The following is a 21,329-nucleotide window of genomic DNA, read 5'->3' on the forward strand; positions in this document are numbered from 1 at the left end:
ATGATGGCTTACTGGTTTCAGCGCGCGTGGATCGACAACAGCTGGCAGCATGATGTGCGGCTGACCGTCGAAGATGGGCGGATTGCTGCGCTTGAAACCGGGGTCGAAGCGGCGCAGGACGACGAGCGCCACGCGGCGGCGCTGCCCGGTTTGTGCAATGTCCACAGCCATGGGTTCCAGCGCGGCATGGCGGGGCTTTCGGAACGCCGCAGCCGCCCCGACGATAATTTCTGGAGCTGGCGCGAGATCATGTACCGCTTCCTCGACCGGCTGACGCCCGAGGATGTCGCGGCGATCACCGCGCAGGCCTATGCCGAAATGCTCGAGGGCGGGTTCACCCGCGTCGGCGAATTCCACTATCTGCACCATGATCCGGCGGGCGCGACCTACGCCGACCCCGCTCAAATGGCGGGCGCGATCGTTGAGGCCAGCGCGGCGACCGGGATCGGCCTGACCCTGCTCCCGGTATTCTACGCGCACGGCAATTTCGGCTGGGCAGCACCAAGCCCCGGCCAGCGCCGCTTTCTCTGCGACATCGACGGTTTCGCACGGCTGCTCGACGGCGCGCGCGCCAAGCTGGCCGGCGACGCCAATATCGGCATTGCACCGCACTCGCTGCGCGCCGTCGGACCCGACGAGTTGGCGGCGCTCCTCGCCATGTCGCCTACCGGCCCGGTCCATATCCACGCCGCCGAACAGGTGAAAGAGGTCGAGGATTGCGTCGCGTGGAGTGGTGCGCGGCCGGTCGAATGGCTGCTCGACAATGCCGGGGTCAACGAACGCTGGTGCCTCATCCATTCGACGCATGTCGATGCGCGCGAGGCGCCGCGGCTCGCCGCCGCGGGGGCGGTCGCCGGGCTTTGTCCGATTACCGAGGCAAACCTTGGCGACGGTATCTTCCCCGCGATCGACTATCTCGCGGCGGGCGGCGCGTTCGGGGTCGGCACCGACAGCAATATCCTGATCGACGCCGCGGGCGAGCTGCGCGCGCTCGAATATTCGCAGCGGCTCGCGCACCGCGCGCGGGCCTTGCTAGCGGGCGAGGCGTCGCCATTCGTCGGCGCCAACCTCTACGCCCGCGCGCTCGCTGGCGGCGCACAGGCGCTGGGGGTCGAAGCCGGCTTCGCGGTCGGCCAGCCCGCCGACATCGTCTCGCTCGACCTCGACCACCCTAGCTTCGCCGGCACCGACGACGCGACGCTGCTTGATCGCTGGATTTTTGCGGGCGGGGCAGGGACGATCGACTGCGTCTGGCGCGCCGGGGTGAAGCGCGTGGCACAGGGGCGCCATGTCGATCGCGCCGCCATCGCCGCCGCGTATCGCAAAAGCGTCGAGCGGATCGTCGCGTGACGCGCGCGGCGCCGAACCCCGCGCGCCGGATCCGCGAGGATATTGAGGGCCGCATCCACTCGGGCGAATGGAAACCCGGCACGCGCATCCCGATCGAACAGGAGCTCGCGGCACGCTACGGCTGCGCCCGCGCAACGGTCAGCAAGGCGCTGGCCGAACTCGTCGCGGCGGGACTGGTCGAACGGCGCCGCAAGGCCGGGTCGTTCGTCGCGCATCCGCCGGTGCATTCGGCGGTGATGACCGTACCCGACCTTGCCGAGCTGATCGCCGCGCGCGGTGAATCCTATCGCTGGGAAGCGCGCGCGATCCTGAGCCGCAAAAATGCAGGCGGCGGCGACACGCTCCAGATCGACGGCATTCACTTTGCCGCCGACGAACCCTTTGCGCTCGAGAATCGCACGATCGAACTCGCCGAAGTGCCTGCCGCAGCCGAAGCGAACTTCGCCGCCGAGGCGCCCGGAACCTGGCTGCTCGCGCATATTCCCTGGACCTCGGCCCGCCATGTCGTGCGCGCCGTCGCCGCGACCCGCGCCGAAGCCGCGGCGCTGGCGACCGGCAGCGGCGCCGCCTGCCTCCAGCTCGAACGCGATACTTGGCGCGGCGACCGTCCGGTTACCCATGTCCGCCAGCTTTTCCGCGGCGACCGGTTCGACCTGGTGGCGGAATTTCAGGCAGGAACGGGCAAGCGCGAGGGCAATTGAGCCTAGGGTTGCAACACCGCTTGTTTTCGTCCCGACACGCTGTTAGAGGCGCGCCTCGTTGCCGCTTTAGCTCAGTTGGTAGAGCACATCATTCGTAATGATGGGGTCACAGGTTCGAGTCCTGTAAGCGGCACCACTACTTCCAGAAGGCAAATGCGAGACATAAGGCTGAAAGGCCTTTCCCGTGGGAACCCAAATGGGTCCTGCTTGGGACGCTTTAGCTAGGTCGTGTTGACAAAAGATTTCAGCCATAGTCGCATGGCGGCGAGGTTGAGGAAGCTCTCGAACGAGAGCAGGGTTTTGTCATAGCGTGTTGCAATGCGTCGTTGCTGTTTTAGCTTGCCGAACATGCGCTCGACGCGGTTGCGGTCCTTGTAGCGGCGATAGTCGGGATGCTCTGGCACCTTGCGGTTCGAGCGAGGCGGGATGATCGGCAGGATGCCCCGGACCAGCAGGCTTTCCCGGAAGCGATCACCATCATATCCCTTGTCCGCGAGCAGCGCCTTGGGTGTGGCGACGGGGATCGCCATCAGCGGTTCGGCAGCAGTGTAATCGGAAGCCTCGCCGCCGGTCAGGATGAAGCCGACAGGCAGTCCTTGATTGTCGCAGCGGGCGTGGATTTTGCTCGTAAAGCCGCCGCGTGATCGACCAAGAGCGTTCGCACAAGCCCCCCTTTTCCGCCCGCTGCCGAGACGTGGCCGCGAACGCTGGTGCTGTCGATCATGTGTTGCCAGTCGTCGGTTAGACCCAGATCGACCAGTGTTTGCAGCAGGGCATCCCAGACACCCTGTTCGGCCCAGCGCCGGAAGCGGACATAGACCGAGTTCCACTTGCCGTAGCGCTCGTGCATGTCGCGCCAGGGGCAGCCGACCCGCAGCACGTGAAGCATTCCATTGAGGAACCGCCGGTTATCGCCCGCCGGCCGCGCCCAACGACCGCGCTCAGGCGGCAGCAGCGGCCCAATCAGATCCCACTCCGCTTCCGACAAATCCCCGCGACCCATGACTGCTCCTCAAAAAGCAGTCTTGAATCAGAAGTCGACGCGATTGGGAATCCCTTTTGTCAACACGGCCTAGACTGTTATCCCTGAACAATGCAACAGCATGCATCGGCAAACGGGGAGAAGACATGCAGCCGAATTATAGCTCGATCGGGCAGATTTTTAGTGCGCAAACCCGCTACATTGTCCCGTTGTTTCAGCGCCCCTATGTTTGGAACGAAGAGGATCAGTGGCGCCCTCTTTGGGATGATATCGAAGCACTAGCCTCTCGGGTCTTAAATCCACCATCTCACAAGCCAGTCGCAGGCCACTTTCTTGGTACCGTGGTCTTGGAGCAACTTCGAACCGCGGCTGTCGCCATGCCTCAGCGCCAAGTCATCGACGGCCAGCAGCGCTTGACGACGCTTCAAATCTTCCTTCGGGCAGCTGAACATGCGCTAACAATAGCAGGCACGCGCGTGGATGAGGCATCGGCGCTCTCGTTCCAGCTCGCGGCTGGCCAAGTGTCTCAGCTCTCCCGCAACCAATATGCGGGATCAGCGGAAGAGGCTTACAAGGTCTGGCCAACAAACGATGATCGCGAAGCCTTCAAGGCGGTAATGGACTGCGAAGCGAAAGAGGGGGTGGGCCAGGAGACGTCGCGAATGGCGGACGCGTACCGGTTTTTCAAGCGTGCAGCCCTCGAATGGTTGGATGGTGACAAGCCAGCAGAGCGAGCGCTGGCGTTTGCATCGGCTTTGAAGGATCACCTCCGCTTGGTGGTGTTGGATCTCGATGAAAATGACGAGCCCCAAGCAATCTTCGAGACCTTGAACGCACACGGCACGCCCCTGCTACCGGCCGATCTCGCCAAAAACTGGTTGCTATGGAAAGCTGGTGAGCAGGGTCTTTCGCCTGAAGAACTCTACTCGAATTTTTGGTCCGGCTTCGATCGCGACCACGAATATTGGCGGAAGAAGATCGGTACGGGCCATGCAGCCCGGCCACGTGTCGATACATTCCTGCAGAATTGGCTGACGTCGGCGATGTTGGAATCAATCTCGGCCAAGCATCTCTACGATCGCTTTTTGGCTTTCGCCAACAATCCTGAAAACTCCGACATCGCAGGTCTGATGGCTGAAATTCATCGCAACGCTGCACTCTACCGCCAGATTGATGCACCCGATGGTGCAACCGAGATCAGCAAGGTTTTTCAACGCCTAAATCGCTTGGACTTCATCGTTTTTAGGCCTGTGTTGATAGCGATACTTTCGCGTCCAGGGAGCGATGAAGCGGACAAGCTTGCCGCCGCAATCGCACTTGAGAGCTTTTTGGTTCGCCGTATGGTCTGCGATCTTCAGACGCGAGGATATGGCATGCTCGCGCTAGAATTGGTGCGGGTCGTACAAGAAGCGCCGACAGACGAGCCCGTCACCATCCATCTGACTTCATCGCTTGCAGGCGCCCCGGCCGGTGGCTGGCCAGACGACGAAGCTTTCATGCAAAACTGGACCACGAGAAAATTCTACGGATGGTTTCGGCGTGATCGCGTTGCGATGCTTCTGCAGGCGATTGAGGAACATTATCAGAGCGAAGCGTCCAAGTCGGAGCCCGTGCTGAAGTTTGATTATTCAAAGCTGACCATCGAACATATTATGCCACAAACTTGGCAAACTCACTGGCCGTTGACCGACGGGATGGAGATCCCTGAACGGGAGAGATGGATCCAAAACATAGGCAATCTGACTTTGGTCAGCGGAAAGTTAAATCCGTCTCTTTCAAACTCGCCTTGGCATGCCGAGGGCGCCGGGCAGTGCAAGCGCATCGGCTTATCGGCACACAGCGATTTGAAGTTGAACAAGCAGTTGCTCGCCACGACGGATAACAAGTGGGACGAGAGCTTGATTGCCCAGCGCTCTAAAGCCTTATTTGTCGCCGCTACGGCGCTCTGGCCTCCGTCGTCGAAGAACGCCTAGAAGATCGACTGCAAACGGCGTTGGTTATCCGTCGCCCGGCATGGTGTTGGTCGACGAATAATCTTTGAACTTGTCTGTGAAGTTCGCGTGATAATCATCGACCTGCATTTCGGCGTTATCGGCGGCGTCCGCGGCGGAATCTCCACCTGCTCGGTTCGCAGCTGTGACGGCCGCTTTGAACGCGTTCTGCTGGGTCTCGCACGCAGACTTAACCGACAACGAAAACTCACCTTCACCGACCTTCGCCTCAAGCTGCTTCTTCAGGTGCTCACGAAGACATTTGGTGAAGGCGGCACGGGTGCTGTCCACGTTACCGGCCGGTGCGGGCGCCATAGCGGCCAAGAGAATTGAAGCGATAAGCATCCTGCGACTCCCCGATTGCAGTTATGTTGTGGTGTGAAAGCTATCTCAGCTCGGCCGAAAATGGGAGCAGCATTTTGCGGGGTCTGATCGATCTTTTCGCCGCTTCACCAACAATTGCAACTTTCGGTCGGGCTGCGCGATGATGAATATAAGTCCTTGCCCATAGGTTGCTCCCAGCCAGCCGATATGTCTGGCTTGATGGGTGTCCGGCTTCAGCGTCCGTTCCCCCCTTCGGCGCTAGGCCGGGCACCAATCCTATTTTTCAACCGATGATGCAGAAGGGCTTTCCTACAATATATTGCAGTGGCATCGCCCGGCACATGGAGCGACCTGACCCCAAAACGCGCGACCGGGCGTTGGCCATCGCATATTGGATTGCTACGATCCTTATAAGTGGCGCGTTCGTCGCGGGGCTGATCGGAGGCCTCACCTCCTTAATTGGTGGATGAACGACAGGATCATCACATCATCTCATCGAGCGAGGCCAGCATGTCAGTGAGAAGACGCTTTAGCGATATCATGCTTGCTCCCAACGACATCTCCGGCCGGTCCGCGACGAGCATGATCGCCTTGAGGATAGCGTTCGATTCCCGCGCCAGCAGCACGAGATGAACCCCGTTCGGGGCATGCGTTCCATTCAACCAGTTCTTTGCTGTGCGCTGGCTTGCCCCAGTCCATTTCATGATCGTTTTTGTACCATTCCGCGTCGAGCCGAACTCGACCTTCAACGCTGACGCGATGACCTGAGCAAACTCCGCATCAGTGAGGATGTCCCTTCCGATTGGAAACGAACTGCCCTTCTTTGGAAACATGTTGCCTCTCCTTTGCTGTTACGTGGGGAGGCCACGCGGCCAGTGGCAATTACGGGCTTTCCCAAGGCGCTCCGATGGTCATCGAATGGACGACAGACGACGACAGCCAACCCGGCAATCCGCCGAAGAAGCGGGCGGCCGAATATGTCCGCATGTCCACGGAACATCAAAAATACTCTACCGATAATCAGGCGTCCGAAATCAGAGCCTACGCAGAGCGCCGCGGGTTCGAAATTGTTCGCACCTATGCCGACGAGGGCAAGAGCGGTCTCAGCGTTGACGGCCGCGCGTCGTTGCAGCGCCTGCTAGCCGACATCGATTCCAACAACATCGATTTTGAGGCGTTGCTGGTTTACGATGTCAGCCGACTGGGCCGGTGGCAGGACACCGATGAAGCGGCTTATCACGAACTGCGGTGCAAGCGCGCGGGCATCACGGTCCACTACTGTGCCGAACAGTTCGAAAACGACGGCACCATAAGCTCCTCAATTATCAAGACGGTCAAGCGGGCAATGGCTGGCGAGTACAGCCGCGAACTCTCGGTGAAAGTGTTCGCCGGGCAGTGCCGTCTGATCAGCTTGGGCTATCGACAAGGCGGCGCCCCCGGCTTTGGGCTGCGGCGCATGTTGGTGGATGAGCGAGGCCAACAGAAGGGGATGCTTGAGCGAGGCGAGCACAAAAGCATCGCAACTGACCGGGTCGTGCTCGTGGAGGGACCGGCCGAAGAAGTGGCAGTTGTGCAGGAGATCTATCATCAGTTTGTGGACGGGCAGCGATCGGAGCGAACAATTGCCGAGTGGCTGAACTCTGAAGGAATTCTATCCGATCTCGGCCGCCGGTGGACACGCGGCGCTGTGCATCAAATTCTGATCAACGACAAATATGCTGGCCATAACGTGTGGGGACGCACGTCGTTTAAGCTGAAATCGAAGCATGTGCGCAACGATCCGGCCGACTGGATCAGGCACGATCAGGCGTTTCCGGCTATCGTGTCCCAACTGCAATTTGATCAGGCGAGGCTCATAATTGAGCAGCGGTCGAAGCGCCTGAGCGACGAAGAAATGCTCGCGCAGCTTGCCCGCATTCTTGACGCCAGTGGATACCTGTCAGGTCTCATAATCGACGAATTTGATGAGAGCCCTTCGAGCAGCGCGTACCGATCCAGGTTCGGCAGCCTGCTTCGCGCTTACGCCCTCGTTGGCTTCGATCCTGCCCACGACTACCGCTATCTGGAAATCAATCGGGCGCTTCGCCAACTGCATCCCACGATCGTGAAGAGCGTCATTGAAGGCATACACGCCGCTGGCGGCACCGCGGTGCAAATGCTGGAAAGCGATGCGCTTTTGATCAACGATGAAATATCGGCATCGGTCGTAATCGCACGGTGCAAATTGACGCAAGGGGGTCACCGGCGCTGGAAAATTCGCCTTGAACAAAGTCGCCAGCTCGACCTTGCAATCTGCGTCCGGATGGACGCGGACAACTCGAAACCTCACGATTTCTACATTCTGCCCCGCATGACGCTTGCCGAAAGCGTGATGAGACTGGCCGACCACAACGGGCTGTCGCTGGACGCGTTTCGATTTGACACCCTGGACGGGCTGTTCGCGTTGACGGAACGCGTACCTGTCCGGCGGCAGGCGGCCTAACCATGGCCCTTCCTGCACAGCGCGTTGAAATGATCCCCATCGATTGCATCACAATCGTCAATCCGCGGTTGCGCAATAAGAAAGGGTTCAAAGACATTGTCGACAACATCGCGGATATCGGCCTCAAACGACCGATTACCGTGACGGCCAGACAGGGGCCTGAGGGTCCATTATACGACCTAGTCTGTGGTCAGGGGCGGCTCGAAGCGTTTCGCCAGCTCGGCCAGACCGAGGTGCCCGCGTTAATTGTTACGGCCGATGCCCAAGACTGCCTTGTCGCCAGCTTGGTCGAAAATTGCGCGCGCCGCCAGCATCAAGCCGTCGATCTGCTTCAAGACATAGTGGGGATGAGGAAACGCGGTCATTCCGACAGCGACATTGCTGAAAAGACGGGGCTTACAACCTACTACGTCAGCTCAATTGCGAAACTACTGGAACAGGGCGAACGTAGGCTCGTTGCGGCCGTCGAAGCAGGGTATCTGCCCATCTCCGTTGCTCTGGAAATCTGTGAATCCGACGATCAAGGTGTCCAGGCCGCCTTGCACAAGGCGTATGAGGGCAAGCTTTTGCGTGGCCGAAGTTTGATCGCCGCCCGCCGTCTCGTCGAGGTTCGAAAACGGTCGGGGAAATCGACCAATCTGGAGAAACGGCTACGCAAGCAATCTATGACGCCGGAAGCGCTCGTCAAAGCGTTTCAGGAAGACACCGAACGCAAGCGCATGATCATCAAAAAGACCGAAGCGACCCGCAACCGCCTAGTCTTTGTCGTTGAGGCGCTCGGTCAGCTGGCGAACGACGAAACCTTCGTCGCCCTGCTGGAGGATGAAGGGCTGGAGACTATGCCCAAACGTCTTGCCGAACGCATTCATAACACGCGGGTGATCGTGTCGTGAAGTCGCCTAGCCGTCACCCGAAAATTCGGTTGGCCTTCGAGGCAACCAGTTTGCGGATTGCGCTTGCCGATATCGAGCCGTTGCGAGAGGTGACTGCCGCCGTCAGAAACTCCAAAAAGTTCGCGCAGATTGCGGCCTCAATCCGCGAGGTCGGCATCATTGAGCCGCCGGTCGTCGTTAGGCTTCCAGGAGCGGACGATCGGTATCGGCTTTTAGACGGCCACTTGCGCCTCGATATTTTGAAGGACCGTGGCGACGTTGATGTGGTGTGCATCGTGGCGACCGATGATGAGGCGATCACGTACAACAAGCGGATCAGCCGAATTGCGATCGTTCAGGAACATAAAATGATCCTGAAAGCGATTGAAAAGGGAGTTTCGGAAGAGCGGCTTGCACGCGCGCTCAACGTCAACATTGGAAGCATTCGGAACAGGCGCCGTTTGCTTGACGGAATTTGTGATGAAGTGGCGAAACTGCTTGAGGAGCGGATGGTCCCGATCATGACGTTCCAGGAGTTACGGAAGCTGCGCCCCATGCGGCAAATCGAAGTTGCCGAGACCATGATCGCTATGAACAGGTTCTCGTGGCCATACGCGCAGTCGCTCGTTGCAGCGACACCGCAGGGTCAACTCGTTGACGAGCAGCGGAAGGCGATCCGCGGTCTGACGGACGAGCAAATAGACCATATGGAGCGCGAGGCAGGCAACATCGATCGCGAATTTCGAATGGTTGAACAGTCTTATGGGACCGATCATCTCGATCTGGTTTTAGCGATGGGCTACGTTTGTCGGCTGATCGAGAATGTACGCATCGTCCATCATCTGGCAAAATGTCACCCGGAGCTACTGGCTGAGTTTCAGCGCATCGTCCTCTTGAGAAATGCGGCATAGTGCAGGCCGGAAAATCGCTGATCCCGTTTTTTCGAACTGTTTCAAACGGGTCTGGCCGGGGTCGTTTTTCCGAACTTGATCGGACCAAAGATCGTTCGACTGGGAAACGCCAAATCCGGAACTCACTTGCGTTTAGGAAGCGTTTGGGTGGGGGCCAATTTGGGGGCTTAAAAACGACCTAACTACATAGTAAAGATTGTATTTTGTTGATCAGTAAAAGGTCTTCGTAATGATGGGGTCACAGGTTCGAGTCCTGTAAGCGGCACCACCCTCCCGTTCATTCGCGCGCAATCGGCGGGTTGCGATAGCTGGCAGGCCGCATAAGCCATTTGCTTATGCTGTATTGCGATTGTAATACGGCGAGTGAGCATGACGTGGTTTCGTAAATCCCAAACGCCTGAACCAGCGCCCGCTGCGCCATCGTTCGCGATGCCGGACACCCCCGGTTTCGACGCGCCGCCGCCGGTTGTGCCGGAAAGCCGCCGCAGCAAATGGCTGCGCCGCGTATCGCGCGGGTTTGCGGTCTTCTGTATTCTGCTGCTTCTGCTCGTCGGCTGGCTGGCGCTCACCGCGCCGCTGTCAAAGTCGCTCGAACCAATTGCTCCGCCGCAGGTTACGCTGCTCGCGTCGGACGGCACCCCGATCGCGCGGTCGGGCGCGATCGTCGATGCGCCGGTGAAGGCCGCCGACCTGCCGAAACATGTCACCGGCGCCTTTCTCGCGATCGAGGATCGGCGTTTCTATACCCATATGGGCGTCGATCCGCGCAGCATCGGGCGCGCGGTGTGGAGCAATCTCACCGGCGGGCGGACGCAGGGCGGCAGCACGATCACCCAGCAGCTGGCGAAATTCACCTTCCTGACCCCGAAACGCACCCTTGGCCGCAAGGCGCGCGAGGCGCTGATCGCCTTCTGGCTCGAAGCGTGGCTGTCCAAGGACGAGATCCTCGAACGCTATCTGTCGAACGCCTATTTCGGCGACAATACCTATGGTCTGCGCGCCGCGTCGCTGCATTATTTCTATCGCCAGCCCGAAAAGCTGACTCCGGCGCAGGCGGCGATGCTGGCGGGGCTGGTGCAGGCGCCGTCGCGGCTTGCGCCCACCAAGAACCCCGACCTGGCTGAAAAGCGCATGAAGCTGGTGCTGAACGCGATGGTCGACACCGGCACCATGACCGCCGCCGAAGCCAGGGCGATCCGCACCCCGCGCATCGACGTGCGCACCCGCAACACGCTGCCGACCGGGACCTATTTCGCCGACTGGGCGCTGCCCGAGGCGCGCAAATTGAGCGACGTCGGCTATTCGCGCCAGACGATCACGACGACGCTCGACGCGCGGCTCCAGTCGATCGCGCGCCGCGTTACCGGTCGGGCGGGGCTGGGCCAAGCGCAGGTCGCGCTCGTCGCGATGCGCCCGAACGGCGAAGTCGTCGCGATGATCGGCGGCAAGGACTATTCGGCGTCGCCCTTCAATCGCGCGACGCAGGCGAAGCGCCAGCCGGGCTCGACCTTCAAGCTGTTCGTCTATCTCGCGGCGCTCAAGGATGGCTGGGACCCTGACGACATGATCAGCAACGAGGCCATCGTGACGGGGGCGTATCAGCCGAAGAACTCGGGCGGCTCATACTCAAAGGAAATCAGCCTCGAGGACGCCTTTGCGACGTCGAGCAATGTCGCCGCGGTGCGCCTGCTGCGCGAGGTCGGCGACGACAAGGTGATCGACATGGCGCGCGACCTGGGCGTCACCGCGCCGATGACGAAGGGCGACCCCAGCCTCGCGCTCGGCACGACGAGCATGACCTTGCTCGAACTCACCGCCGCTTATGCCGCGGTCGCCGCGAACAGCTATCCGGTCGTTCCGCACGCGTTCAAGGGCGAGGAAAAGGGCTGGTTCGAAAATCTGATTTCGGGGCCGAGCCGCTTCGGGTCGGGGGTGCATGAAGACATCGAACAGATGCTGCGCGCCGCGGTCAATCGCGGCACTGGCCGCGCCGCGCGGTTGCCGCAGGCAAATTTCGGCAAGACCGGAACCAGCCAGGACAATCGCGACGCGCTGTTTGTGGGCTATGCCAACGGGCTGGTCGTCGGGGTGTGGATCGGCAACGACGATAACAGCCCGCTGCGCGGCATTTCGGGCGGCGGACTGCCGGCGCGGATCTGGCGCGACTTCATGATGCAGGCGTCGGGACAAAAAGCGACACCGCGGCGCGAGACGAACCCGCGCGGCCCGGTCGAGCCGCAGGATATTCCCGACGTCGGCGCGATCCCAGTGGGCGAAAATAGCAGCGTCGGTATCGAAGGCGGCGATGCGGTGATCTCGACCGAAATCAACGGCAGCCGGATCGACGTGCGGTTGCCGCTGCCGAAAGAGACGCCTGCGGAGCCTGTCCCGCCGCCGCCGTAAGGGGCGGCGGAAGCCAAATCTCATCGATGTCGCCGTCTCCGTGGCCCTGAGCTTGTCGAAGGGCGCTTCTCGGATAAGCGCCCTTCGACAAGCTCAGGGCTACGGTTCGAAATCAGCCGGGTTTATTGGGCACCGTCCGCCAACAACTCGAACCCGCTTTCCCCCATCGTCTCCCCATTGACGATCAACTCGATCGCGTGCCGCCCCGGATGATGGCGCCGGGTACTGAAGTCGCGGATGACCTGGCTGATACGCAGCGCTGCGGACTCGCCTGCCGCGAGGTCAAAGCTCTTCCACTTGAATACCTTTGCCGCCGTCTTGCCACCGCCGCGCGCATAATGGACGCGATAGTCGACCACGAGCGGTTGGTTTTCGGCAGCGGTGGATGCGATGTCGACGCTGATCGCAATCCGCTCGCCCAGTCGCACCACCGCTGGCTCGACGACAAATTTGCCTATGGTTACCGCCGCGCCATGACCGACGCCGATCAGCGCGAGCGCGCGCGGCTCGCCCTGCTTGATCAGCGTGCGCAGCGCGTGGCGGATGATCCAGGCGGTGTGCGGATCGTCCTGCGGCCAGTCCGCCAGCCGGTCGAGCAGCCAGTCGGGCTGGTCCTTGGCGATGTCGTTCAGATGATTGGCGACCGATTTGCGGACATAGATGGCGGAATCGGCCTTCAGCGCCTCCAGAATCGGCGCCGCGCGGGTCGGATCGGCCTTGAGCGCGGGAACGCGCGCGGCCCAGGGCAGCCGCGGGCGGGCGCCTTCACTCGCGAGGCGGCGGACATGCTCGTCGTCGCTCGCGGTCCACCCGGCCATCGTCGCGAGCGCCCGATCGGCGTCGAGCGCCAGAAACGGCCGGATTGCGAATTCGGCGGTGCCGAAGCGCGTCAGCGCGGCGAGTGCTTCCATCGACCGGTCGAAATCGTCGAGGCCGTATCGCGCGACATATTCGGTCACCGCGACTGCCTGAAACCCGTGGCTCAGCCGCGGCGCCATAACGGTAATCACGCCCAGCGCCGCATCATAATCGCTCGGAAGGGCCGGACGCAGCGCATCGGCGATATGGCGCACTCGTTCCATGATCGACAGTGCCTGGAGGCCGTCGCTGGCAGCCGCAACGAACACCTCCCGGTCAAAGCGCGGCGAAGCAGCGGCGCCCGCGTCGGCGATCGTCGCCAGCGCTTGCGGACCCAATATGTCCTTCAGCAGGGCAGGGCTGGCACTATCCGAAATCGGTCTGGTCCTTTACCGCCGCTCGACCAACCCGCCGCCGAGCGCCACATAGAGCGTCACCAGATTATCGACCTGCGCGCGGCGGATTTCCACCAGCGCCTGTTCGGCGGCGAACAGATTGCGTTCGGCGTCGAGCACTTCGAGGTAGGTCGACACGCCTTCGCGGTACCGCTTGCGCGCCAGATCGGCGATGCGCCGCTGCGCCAGCGTGCCGCGTTCCTGCGCCTCGACCTGCTCGGCGAGGAAGCGGCGCCCGGCGAGCGCGTCGGCGACTTCGCGGAACGCGCCCTGCACTGTGCGCTCATAGGTGGCGACCGCGATATTCTCGCGCGCTTCGGCGACGGTCAGATTGCCCTTGTTGCGCCCGAAATCGAAAATCGGCAGGCGGATCGACGGGCCGAAACTCCACCCGAACCCATCGTTGCTGAACAGATTGTCGAGCGAGCCGGACGCAAAGCCCAGGTTGCCGGTCAGCGAGATCGAAGGGAAAAACGCCGCCCGCGCCGCGCCGACATTGGCGCGCGCAGCGCGCAGCCGTTCCTCTGCCGCCAATATGTCGGGCCGCGCGACGAGCAGGTCCGACGGCAGACCCGCGGTCAGCACCGGCGACTGCGCCTGCGCGACGAGCGGCAATGGCGCGGGCAGGGGACCGGACACCGGTCCGCCGGTCAACACGGCCAAGAAATTGTCGGCCTGCGCCTTGCCGAGCTTCAGGCTCGCCAGCTGTGTTTCGGCCTGTGTCAGCAGCGTTTCCGACTGGCGGTAATCGAGCGCCGAGGTCACCCCGGCATCGAGCCGCCGTTTCGCGATTCGCAGCCCTTCCTTGCGGCTGGTCACCGTCGCTTCGGCGAGCGCGATCTGCTCCTCGGCGCCGCGCGATGCGAAATAGGTCGACGCGACATCGCGCACCAGCGCCAGCCGGAACGCGCGCTCGGCCTGTTCGGTCGCGAGGTACTGGCTGCGCGCCGCTTCGGACAGATTCTTGACCCGGCCCCAGAAATCGAGCTCGAACGAGGTCACCCCGACCCCGACCGAATAGCGGCTCGTGGTGTCGGTCCCTGCGCCGGTCAGCGATGGGCCGCGCGTGCGCGCCGCATCGGCGCTGGCGCCCACCGTTGGCAGCCGGTCGGCGTCCTGGATGCGGTAGAGCCCGCGCGCTTCCTCGATCTGCGCCACCGCCACCGCCAGATCGCGGTTGCGTTCGATTGCTCGCGCGATCAGCACTTCAAGCTGCGGGTCGGCGAAGAAATCCTGCCACGCGACGTCGGTGGCGCGCTGGCCCAGCGTCACATCGCCCGCAAAGGCCTGCGGATAGTCGGGTGCGGTCGGCAGCGCCGGGCGCTCGTGCGGCGGCGCCATATTGACGCAGCCGGCGAGCGCGGACGCGGCGAGCAGGACGATCAGCTTACGCATGGGTCGGCTCCTCGCTATGATGGCCCTTTTCGGCGGGTGAGGGCGGGCGTTTGCGGCTCAGCCATTTGCGCACCGACAGATAAAAGAGCGGGATGAAAAAGATGCCGAGCAACGTCGCGGCGATCATCCCGCCCATCACCCCCGAGCCGACCGCGATGCGGCTCGCCGCGCCTGCACCGCTGGCGATGACGAGCGGCACCATGCCCAAAATGAACGCCAGGCTGGTCATGATGATCGGCCGCAGGCGGAGCTTCACCGCCTCCATCACTGCATCGAGGGTCGATTTGCCCTCGGCCTCCTGCTCGATCGCGAATTCGACGATCAGGATCGCATTCTTTGCCGACAAGCCGATGATCGTGATCAGCCCAACGTTGAAATAAATGTCGGCGGAAAGCCCGCGGAACATCGAGAACAACACCGCGCCCAGCACCCCGAGCGGCACCACCAGCAGCACCGACACCGGCACCGACCAGCTTTCATAGAGCGCCGCGAGCAACAGGAAGACGACAACCAGCGACAGCCCGAGCAGCAATCCGATCTGCCCCGCCGACTGCTTCTCTTCATAAGAAATGCCGGTCCATTCATACGCGAAGCCCGGCGGCAGCTGCTCGGCCAGCCGTTCCATTTCGGCCATCGCCTCGCCGGTCGATTGTCCCGGCGCGGGCTCGCCCGAAATCGTCATCGCCGGATAGCCGTTATAGCGTTGCAACTGCGGCGCTTCCGCCGACCATGCCGCCTTGCTGAACGATCCAAACGGCACCATGTCGCCATTGGCGCTGCGCACGCGCAGGTCGAGCACGTCCTGCGGCGTCATCCGGCTCGCGGCGTCGGCCTGGAGCAGCACGCGCAGCACGCGGCCTTCGCGGGTGAAGTCGTTGGCGTAGGCGCTGCCGAAACTGATCGCCAGCGTCGCGTTGACGTCGCCGATCGACAGGCCGAGCGCGCGCGCCTGTACGCGGTCGATGTCGACCTTCAGCACCGGCGCATCTTCCTGTCCTTCGGGGCGGACGTTGGCGAGCAGCTTGCTCTGCATTGCGCCGCCCAGCATCTGGTTGCGCGCTGCGACCAGCGCCTCGCGCCCGTTGGCGCCGCGGTCCTGCAACTTGAAGGTAAAGCCGCTCGACGTGCCCAGTTCGGGGATCGACGGCGGGCTCAGCGAAAAGGCGAACGCCTCCTTGATCCCCATCAATGTCCCCATCGCCTTGCCCGCGATCGCATCGGCGCTGTCGCCGTCGCCCGTGCGTTCGTCCCAGGGCTTCAGCGGCGTGAACATGATCGCGTTCGCCTGACCCTGCCCGAAAAAGCTGAAGCCATTGACGAGCACGATGTTCGCGACCTGCGGCTGCTCGGCGAAGAAGGCCTTGACCTGCTTCGTCGCCTCGGCGGTCCGCTGCGACGTTGCGCCCGGCGGCGCCTGCACCACGGTGATCAGATAGCCCTGATCCTCCTGCGGCAGGAAAGACCCGGGCAGGCGGGTGAACAGCAGGCCGGTCACCAGCACCATCGCTGCGAACACGCCCAGCCAGCGCAGCGGCGCCGCCAAAATCTTGCCGACGCTGCCCTGATAGCGATCGGTCGTCCGCCCGAACCAGCTGTTGAAGCGCGCAAAGAAGCGATCGAAGAAGGCGCCGATCTTGCCCTTGCGCGCGGTGTCGTCGTGCGGCTTGAGCAGCGTCGCGCACAGCGCCGGAGTCAACGTCAGCGCGAGCAGCGCCGAGAAAGCGATCGAGATCGCGAGTGTCATGGAAAACTGGCGATAGATGCCGCCGGTTGATCCGGGGAAAAATGCCATCGGAATGAACACCGCGATCAGCACCAGCGTGATGCCGATGATCGCGCTGGTGATCTGCCCCATCGCCTTCACCGTCGCGTCATAGGGCGACAGATGCTCTTCGTTCATGATCCGCTCGACATTTTCGATCACGACGATCGCGTCGTCGACGAGGATGCCGATCGCCAGCACCATGCCGAACAGCGTCAGCACGTTGATCGAAAATCCGAACATCCACAGGCCAAGGCACGCGCCTGCCAGCGCTATCGGCACCACCACGGTCGGGATCACCGTCGCGCGCCAGTTCTGCAGGAACAGGAACATGACGAGGAAGACGAGGACCATCGCCTCGACGAGGGTGATCACCACCTCTTCGATCGACAGCTGGATGAAGGGCGTCGTGTCATAGGGGATCGACCAGGTGATGTCGGGCGGAAAGCCCTTCGCCAGTTCGTCCATTTGCGCGCGTACGCCTTCTGCCGTCGCCAGCGCGTTGGCGCCGGGGGTCAGCTGGACCGCCAGCCCCGCCATCGGCTTGCCGTTGAGTTCGGAGGAAAAAAGATAGCTTGCCGATCCCAGCTCGACGCGGCCGACATCGGCCAGCGTGACCGCCGACCCGTCAGGATTGGCGCGCAGGATGATGCTCTCGAACTGCTCGGGCTTGGTAAAGCGGCCCTGCGTGGTGATCACCGCATTGAGCTGCGCGCCCTTGGCGATCGGCTGGTCGCCCAGCTGCCCGCCCGGGGTCTGGCTATTCTGCTCCTGCACCGCGCCCAGCGCTTCGGCGGCGGACAGATTGTACGAAGCCAGCTTTTGCGGATCGAGCCAGATGCGCATGGCATATTCGGGGGCGAAGGCCTGCACATTGCCGACGCCGTTCACCCGCCGCAGCTCGTCGAGGACGCGCGTGTTGGCGAAGTTGTTGACCTCCATCGGATCGGTGTTGCCGCTTTTCGAGGTGATCGCGACGATCAGCAGAAAGCCCGAATTGGCTTCCGTCACCGAAATGCCCTGACGCCGCACATCCTCGGGCAGTCGCTGTTCGACGCGGCGCAGGCGGTTTTGCACCTCCATCTGCGCATTGTCGATGTCGGTCCCGGCCTCGAAGGTCAGGTTGATCGACGCGGTGCCGTTCGATTCGCTGGTCGAGGCCATGTAGAGGAAGCCCTCGACCCCGTTCAGCTCCTGCTCGATGACCTGCGTGACATTCTGTTCCAGCGTCTTGGCGTCGGCACCCGGATAGGTGACCCCGATCGACAGCGATGGCGGTGCGACCGACGGATATTGTTCGACGGGTAGGCCGCGCAGCGCGATGATCCCGGCAAGCAGGATGCCGATGGCGATGACCCAGGAAAAAATGGGTCGGTCGATGAAAAAGCGGGGGGTCATCGATCAGCGCTTTGCCGCAGGCGTCGATGCCGTTCCCTTGGGCGGCGCGATGCGCACCGGCTGCCCCGGCTGGACCTTTTGCAGGCCATCGACGATCACCCGGTCGCCGGGTTTCAGGCCGTCGAGCACCGCCCACTGGCCCGCGACCATGGCACCCAGCTTGATCGGGCGCGGCGTCGCAACATTTTTGGCATCGAGCACCATCACGCTGGCTTCGTCGCCGGTCAGCTTGACCGCGCGCTGCGGGATCAGCATCCCGTCGGCGCGATTGCCCGCAAAGATGCGGGCGCGCACGAACTGGCCGGGCAGCAACGCGGCATTGGGGTTCGGAAATTCGGCGCGCAGCGCCGCGGTGCCCGTCGCCTCGTCGATCGACAGGTCGAGGAAGTCGAGATGGCCGACCACCGGATAGGCGCTACCATCCTCCAGGATCAGCTGCACTTCGACGCGCTCGAGCGCGGGGGCGCTGACCTTGCCTGACCCCATGTCGCGGCGCGTCGCCAGCAGGTCCGAACTCGACTGGCCGAAATTGACGTACACGCGATCGATCTGCTCGATCGTCGTCAGCAAGGTTCCCTGCGCCGCGCTCACCAGCGCGCCCTCGGTCACCTCGGCGCGGCGCGCCCGGCCCGAAATCGGCGCGGTCACCGACGCATAGCCAAGATTCAGGCGGGCCGATTCGAGGTTTGCCTGCGCCGCCTGGACATCGGCCTCGGCGGTGCGCTGGGCGGCGACCGCCGCGTCATATTCCTGGCGGCCGATCGCCTGGTCGGCAAGCAGCGGCTGGTAGCGCGCGACAACCTGCCGCGCGTTGGCGGCGGTGGCTTGCGCCCGCGACAGCTGCGCGCGCGCCGCATTGGCGTTGGCGGTAAGCTGGCGCGGGTCGATCCGGAACAGCGCGGTTCCGGCACGCACAAAACTGCCCTCGTTGAACAGCCGCCGTTCGACGATCCCATCGACGCGGGCGCGGACTTCGGAGGTGCGAACCGCCTGTACCCGGCCGGGCAGCTCGATGACGTTCGGGACCGCCTGCGACCGGACCGTCACGATAGTGACTTCGGGCGGCGGCGGGGCCGGGGGCGCTTCGGGCGAACAGGCGGTGAGCAACAGGGCCAACGCGGCGGCGCTGACGCTGGCAAAGGAACGAGCGCGACTCATGAGAACCCCTGAATAATGCTGTATTATGACGCGTGGATGGCGCAGAAAACGCCTTGCACTTATCTGTGTGTAATTTAGATTACAGAAAAGCACAAGGGAGAGAATCGCGGATGACACAGTCCGACTTGCTGGAATGCGTCGCAGAGCCGATGTCGCTGCGCGAACGCCGCCGCGACGCGATCCTCGACGCCGCCGAGGCGCTGTTTCTGGAACAGGGCTATGACCGCACCAGCCTCGCCGAAATCGTCAAACGGTCGGGCGGGTCGCTCGCGACGCTCTACGACCTGTTCGGCAACAAACAGGGGTTGCTCCACGCCATCGCCTCGCGCTGGGGCAATGAAGCGCGGTGCCAGCCGGCCGAGTGCCTCGCGATGGCGGACCTGTCGAATGTCGAACTGCTTCGCGGCTATGCGCACCGGCAATGCGACCGGATGCGGTCGCCGCGCGCCGTCGCCTTGATGCGGATGCTGATTTCGGAAAGCCTGCGCGACCGCGACTTCGCCCTGCAAATCTACCGCGATCTCCACATCCCGGCGATCGAGGAACTGGCGACGCTGTTCGCCGAATGGGCCGCGACGGGCGAGGCTGAAATTGACGACCCCGAAGCAGCGGCAAAACTGCTGCTCAGCATCGTCATCGGCGATTCGATGCTCCACACGCTGGCCGGGCTCGAGGATGAATGGCTCGACAATGACCAGCTCGACTGGCGCCTCCAGCCGTTTCTGTCGCATTTCAAAATTGGTTAGCCAGAGCGCGTTGCTGGGCGTCTCGACCAATCACCGTAGCCCTGAGCCTGTCGAAGGGCGCTTCGCGGCGAGGCGCCCTTCGACAGGCTCAGGGCTACGGAGATGGACGATCGAGCTGAACGGAACAGGCTTCGACAAGCTCGGAGCAAATGGCCCGGCTATTCTGTGATCGTCCACACCCGCACCTGTTGACATGACTGTCAATAACTGAAAGCCTGCTCGCCTCGGCATCGGGAGCATCGCATCGTGGCCAATACTGCCCCCGACCGGACCGAGGCATTGCGACCGCGTACCGTCGCCGCTTATGCCGCGACCGCCGGGCCGACGGTCATCCTCGGCCTGCCGTTCAGCGTCTATCTGCCGCCCTATATTGCCGAGGGCGGGGTGATTTCGGTGGCGCTGGTCGGGCTGCTCTTTTCGCTCACCACGATCTGGGACGGCGTTGTCGATCCGCTGATCGGGACGATGGTCGATCGCGTGCGCACCGGCCTGGGTGCGCATCGCCGCTGGATGCTGCTGGCGCTCGTGCCGCTCGCGTCGCTGTTGCTGGCGCTCGTCACGATCGGCGACCGGTTGCCCTTCGCCGCGCTGTTCCTGATGATGGTGCTCTTCTATTCCAGCTACAGCCTGTACGAGGTCGCGCAGCTCTCCTGGGGTTCGGCGCTAGTCCGCACCCCGCGCGACAGCGCCTTGCTCTATGGGATGCGCGACTGGTTCGCGAAGATCGCGCTGATCCTGGCGTTCGCGGCCCCCGCCGCCGCGCAGCTGCTGGTCCCCGGGGTCAGCTTGCAGGGCCGGATCATGGCCTATGCCAGCCTGTTCATGCTGATGGTGCCGATTGCGCTCTACGCAATCCGCCAAGTTCCGTTACGCGCCGTCGTCGCCGAACCCGGTATCGGGTGGCGCAGCGAGCTGCGGGCCTCGCTGTCTTTCCCGCCGCTCATGCTGCTGCTGGGGGTACAGTTTCTCAATAGCTTCGCCTTTGGTTCGCTGACCTCGCTGTTCGTCTTCTTTGCAGCGGCGGTCCTTGATCTGGATGCGCAAAGCGCATTGTTGCTGTTCGCCAGCTTCATCGGCGGCGCCATCGCTTCGCCGATCTGGACCATGGCGGCGCGCCGTTTTGGCAAGCCGCCGATGATGATGGCGATGGGGTTGCTGATCGCCAGCCTGCTGGTTACGACCTTGCTTCAGCAACCGCGGGGGATTGTGCAGGCGACCGGCTTTTCGCTGATGCTGGGGACGGGGTTCGTCGGCTTGCTGTTCACCTATTCCATGCTGGCCGACATCATCCCGCGCGATGCCGCGCGCTGTGGGCGCAATCGTTCGGCCTTCCTGTTTGCGCTGCTCAACCTGATGCAGAAATTCGGCGTCGCCGCTGCCATCGCGGTCAGCTATTTGCTGCTCGACCTTCTCGGCTTCGATCCGAAAAACGGTGCCGTGGCGGCGCGCGAACTGCATCTGGTGTTCGCGCTTCAGCCGACGGCGAGCTGGATCGTGATGATCGGCTTGCTGATTTTGATGCGCCGGGCGCTCGCGCGCGATGCCGACCCCGCACTTGCAATCGCCGCAGCGCGCCAGTAAAGGGCGCTTTCATTCGGACA

Annotated in this window: 14 protein-coding genes, 1 tRNA gene and 3 pseudogenes; 11 read left to right on the plus strand and 7 right to left on the minus strand. The window is 62.7% G+C overall.

The genetic code is table 11. The features are described from left to right. From SPYCW_RS04280 to SPYCW_RS04290, 3 genes are all read left to right on the plus strand, one after another. Positions 1–1,350, plus strand: coding sequence for a formimidoylglutamate deiminase (locus tag SPYCW_RS04280; protein ID WP_120215750.1), 1,350 nt, complete (start codon positions 1–3; stop codon positions 1,348–1,350). After that, on the plus strand, positions 1,347–2,051 hold the full coding sequence (locus SPYCW_RS04285; RefSeq protein ID WP_120215751.1) for a UTRA domain-containing protein: 705 nt from the start codon (positions 1,347–1,349) through the stop codon (positions 2,049–2,051). The genes SPYCW_RS04280 and SPYCW_RS04285 overlap by 4 nt, the downstream gene beginning before the upstream one ends. A gap of 60 nt (positions 2,052–2,111) precedes the next feature. Then, positions 2,112–2,187, plus strand: a tRNA-Thr gene (locus tag SPYCW_RS04290). Between the two features lie 85 nt (positions 2,188–2,272). Here SPYCW_RS04290 and SPYCW_RS04295 read toward each other — a convergent pair. Further along, positions 2,273–3,054: pseudogene (locus SPYCW_RS04295) on the minus strand (IS5 family transposase). A 125-nt stretch (positions 3,055–3,179) separates the two neighbouring features. Between SPYCW_RS04295 and SPYCW_RS04300 the strand changes: the two are divergent. Then, complete coding sequence (locus SPYCW_RS04300; RefSeq protein WP_120215752.1) at positions 3,180–5,006, plus strand: DUF262 domain-containing protein; 1,827 nt, start codon at positions 3,180–3,182, stop codon at positions 5,004–5,006. Between the two features lie 24 nt (positions 5,007–5,030). Here SPYCW_RS04300 and SPYCW_RS04305 read toward each other — a convergent pair whose 3' ends face one another. Both SPYCW_RS04305 and SPYCW_RS04315 read right to left on the minus strand, forming a co-directional pair. Further along, a complete protein-coding gene (locus tag SPYCW_RS04305; RefSeq protein WP_120215753.1) occupies positions 5,031–5,369 on the minus strand; it encodes a hypothetical protein in 339 nt (112 codons plus the stop codon). Between the two features lie 461 nt (positions 5,370–5,830). Continuing rightward, positions 5,831–6,181 (minus strand): hypothetical protein, encoded by a 351-nt coding sequence (locus SPYCW_RS04315; protein WP_120215755.1) that lies wholly within the window; start codon positions 6,179–6,181, stop codon positions 5,831–5,833. Between the two features lie 74 nt (positions 6,182–6,255). On the opposite strand from SPYCW_RS04315, the gene SPYCW_RS04320 reads away from it, so the two are divergent. The 4 genes from SPYCW_RS04320 (at position 6,256) to SPYCW_RS04335 (ending at position 12,016) form a co-directional block, all read left to right on the plus strand. Continuing rightward, positions 6,256–7,830, plus strand: a complete 1,575-nt coding sequence (locus tag SPYCW_RS04320) for a recombinase family protein (RefSeq protein WP_120215756.1) — start codon at positions 6,256–6,258, stop codon at positions 7,828–7,830. A 2-nt stretch (positions 7,831–7,832) separates the two neighbouring features. Then, on the plus strand, positions 7,833–8,723 hold the full coding sequence (locus SPYCW_RS04325; RefSeq protein ID WP_120215757.1) for a ParB/RepB/Spo0J family partition protein: 891 nt from the start codon (positions 7,833–7,835) through the stop codon (positions 8,721–8,723). Positions 8,724–8,773: 50 nt separating this feature from the next. Continuing rightward, positions 8,774–9,613 carry a plasmid partitioning protein RepB C-terminal domain-containing protein gene (locus tag SPYCW_RS04330; RefSeq protein ID WP_232014829.1) on the plus strand — a complete coding sequence of 280 codons (840 nt, stop codon included), beginning with the start codon at positions 8,774–8,776 and terminating at the stop codon, positions 9,611–9,613. Between the two features lie 369 nt (positions 9,614–9,982). Further along, positions 9,983–12,016 (plus strand): transglycosylase domain-containing protein, encoded by a 2,034-nt coding sequence (locus SPYCW_RS04335; protein ID WP_172595419.1) that lies wholly within the window; start codon positions 9,983–9,985, stop codon positions 12,014–12,016. 122 nt (positions 12,017–12,138) lie between these two features. Here the strand turns inward: SPYCW_RS04335 and SPYCW_RS04340 are convergent, their stop codons facing one another. From SPYCW_RS04340 to SPYCW_RS04355, 4 genes are read right to left on the minus strand one after another with little or no spacing between them, the layout of a single operon-like run. Beyond that, entirely contained in the window at positions 12,139–13,212 is a 1,074-nt protein-coding gene (locus SPYCW_RS04340) for a DNA alkylation repair protein (protein ID WP_232014830.1), read from the minus strand. A gap of 51 nt (positions 13,213–13,263) precedes the next feature. After that, entirely contained in the window at positions 13,264–14,664 is a 1,401-nt protein-coding gene (locus SPYCW_RS04345; RefSeq protein ID WP_120215761.1) for an efflux transporter outer membrane subunit, read from the minus strand. Then, the gene (locus SPYCW_RS04350; protein WP_120215762.1) at positions 14,657–17,824 is read right to left on the minus strand and encodes a multidrug efflux RND transporter permease subunit; all 3,168 of its coding nucleotides are present in this window, start codon (positions 17,822–17,824) and stop codon (positions 14,657–14,659) included. The genes SPYCW_RS04345 and SPYCW_RS04350 overlap by 8 nt, the downstream gene beginning before the upstream one ends. Before the next feature lie 3 nt (positions 17,825–17,827). Further along, positions 17,828–18,982: an efflux RND transporter periplasmic adaptor subunit gene (locus tag SPYCW_RS04355; protein ID WP_120215763.1), complete on the minus strand. Its 1,155-nt coding sequence runs from the start codon at positions 18,980–18,982 to the stop codon at positions 17,828–17,830. A gap of 149 nt (positions 18,983–19,131) precedes the next feature. Between SPYCW_RS04355 and SPYCW_RS19495 the strand changes: the two are divergent. From SPYCW_RS19495 to SPYCW_RS04365, 3 genes and pseudogenes are all read left to right on the plus strand, one after another. After that, positions 19,132–19,290 (plus strand): annotated as a pseudogene (locus tag SPYCW_RS19495) (TetR/AcrR family transcriptional regulator); the annotation flags it as partial. A gap of 147 nt (positions 19,291–19,437) precedes the next feature. Continuing rightward, positions 19,438–19,728 (plus strand): annotated as a pseudogene (locus SPYCW_RS19500) (TetR/AcrR family transcriptional regulator C-terminal domain-containing protein); the annotation flags it as partial. A 246-nt stretch (positions 19,729–19,974) separates the two neighbouring features. Further along, a complete protein-coding gene (locus tag SPYCW_RS04365) occupies positions 19,975–21,309 on the plus strand; it encodes an MFS transporter (RefSeq protein WP_171005248.1) in 1,335 nt (444 codons plus the stop codon). Positions 21,310–21,329: the final 20 nt, after the last annotated feature.

The sequence above is a fragment of the Sphingopyxis sp. EG6 genome (genome assembly GCF_003609815.1).
Taxonomy (GTDB): domain Bacteria; phylum Pseudomonadota; class Alphaproteobacteria; order Sphingomonadales; family Sphingomonadaceae; genus Sphingopyxis.

Excerpts from the sequence above, each read along its gene's own strand:
- SPYCW_RS04350 (WP_120215762.1), bottom strand. The coding sequence starts at position 17,824 with ATGACCCCCCGCTTTTTCATCGACCGACCCATTTTTTCCTGGGTCATC.
- SPYCW_RS04345 (WP_120215761.1), bottom strand. The coding sequence starts at position 14,664 with ATGCGTAAGCTGATCGTCCTGCTCGCCGCGTCCGCGCTCGCCGGCTGC.
- SPYCW_RS04305 (WP_120215753.1), bottom strand. The coding sequence starts at position 5,369 with ATGCTTATCGCTTCAATTCTCTTGGCCGCTATGGCGCCCGCACCGGCC.
- SPYCW_RS04325 (WP_120215757.1), top strand. The coding sequence starts at position 7,833 with ATGGCCCTTCCTGCACAGCGCGTTGAAATGATCCCCATCGATTGCATC.
- SPYCW_RS04335 (WP_172595419.1), top strand. The coding sequence starts at position 9,983 with ATGACGTGGTTTCGTAAATCCCAAACGCCTGAACCAGCGCCCGCTGCG.
- SPYCW_RS04315 (WP_120215755.1), bottom strand. The coding sequence starts at position 6,181 with ATGTTTCCAAAGAAGGGCAGTTCGTTTCCAATCGGAAGGGACATCCTC.
- SPYCW_RS04280 (WP_120215750.1), top strand. The coding sequence starts at position 1 with ATGATGGCTTACTGGTTTCAGCGCGCGTGGATCGACAACAGCTGGCAG.
- SPYCW_RS04355 (WP_120215763.1), bottom strand. The coding sequence starts at position 18,982 with ATGAGTCGCGCTCGTTCCTTTGCCAGCGTCAGCGCCGCCGCGTTGGCC.
- SPYCW_RS04320 (WP_120215756.1), top strand. The coding sequence starts at position 6,256 with ATGGTCATCGAATGGACGACAGACGACGACAGCCAACCCGGCAATCCG.
- SPYCW_RS04300 (WP_120215752.1), top strand. The coding sequence starts at position 3,180 with ATGCAGCCGAATTATAGCTCGATCGGGCAGATTTTTAGTGCGCAAACC.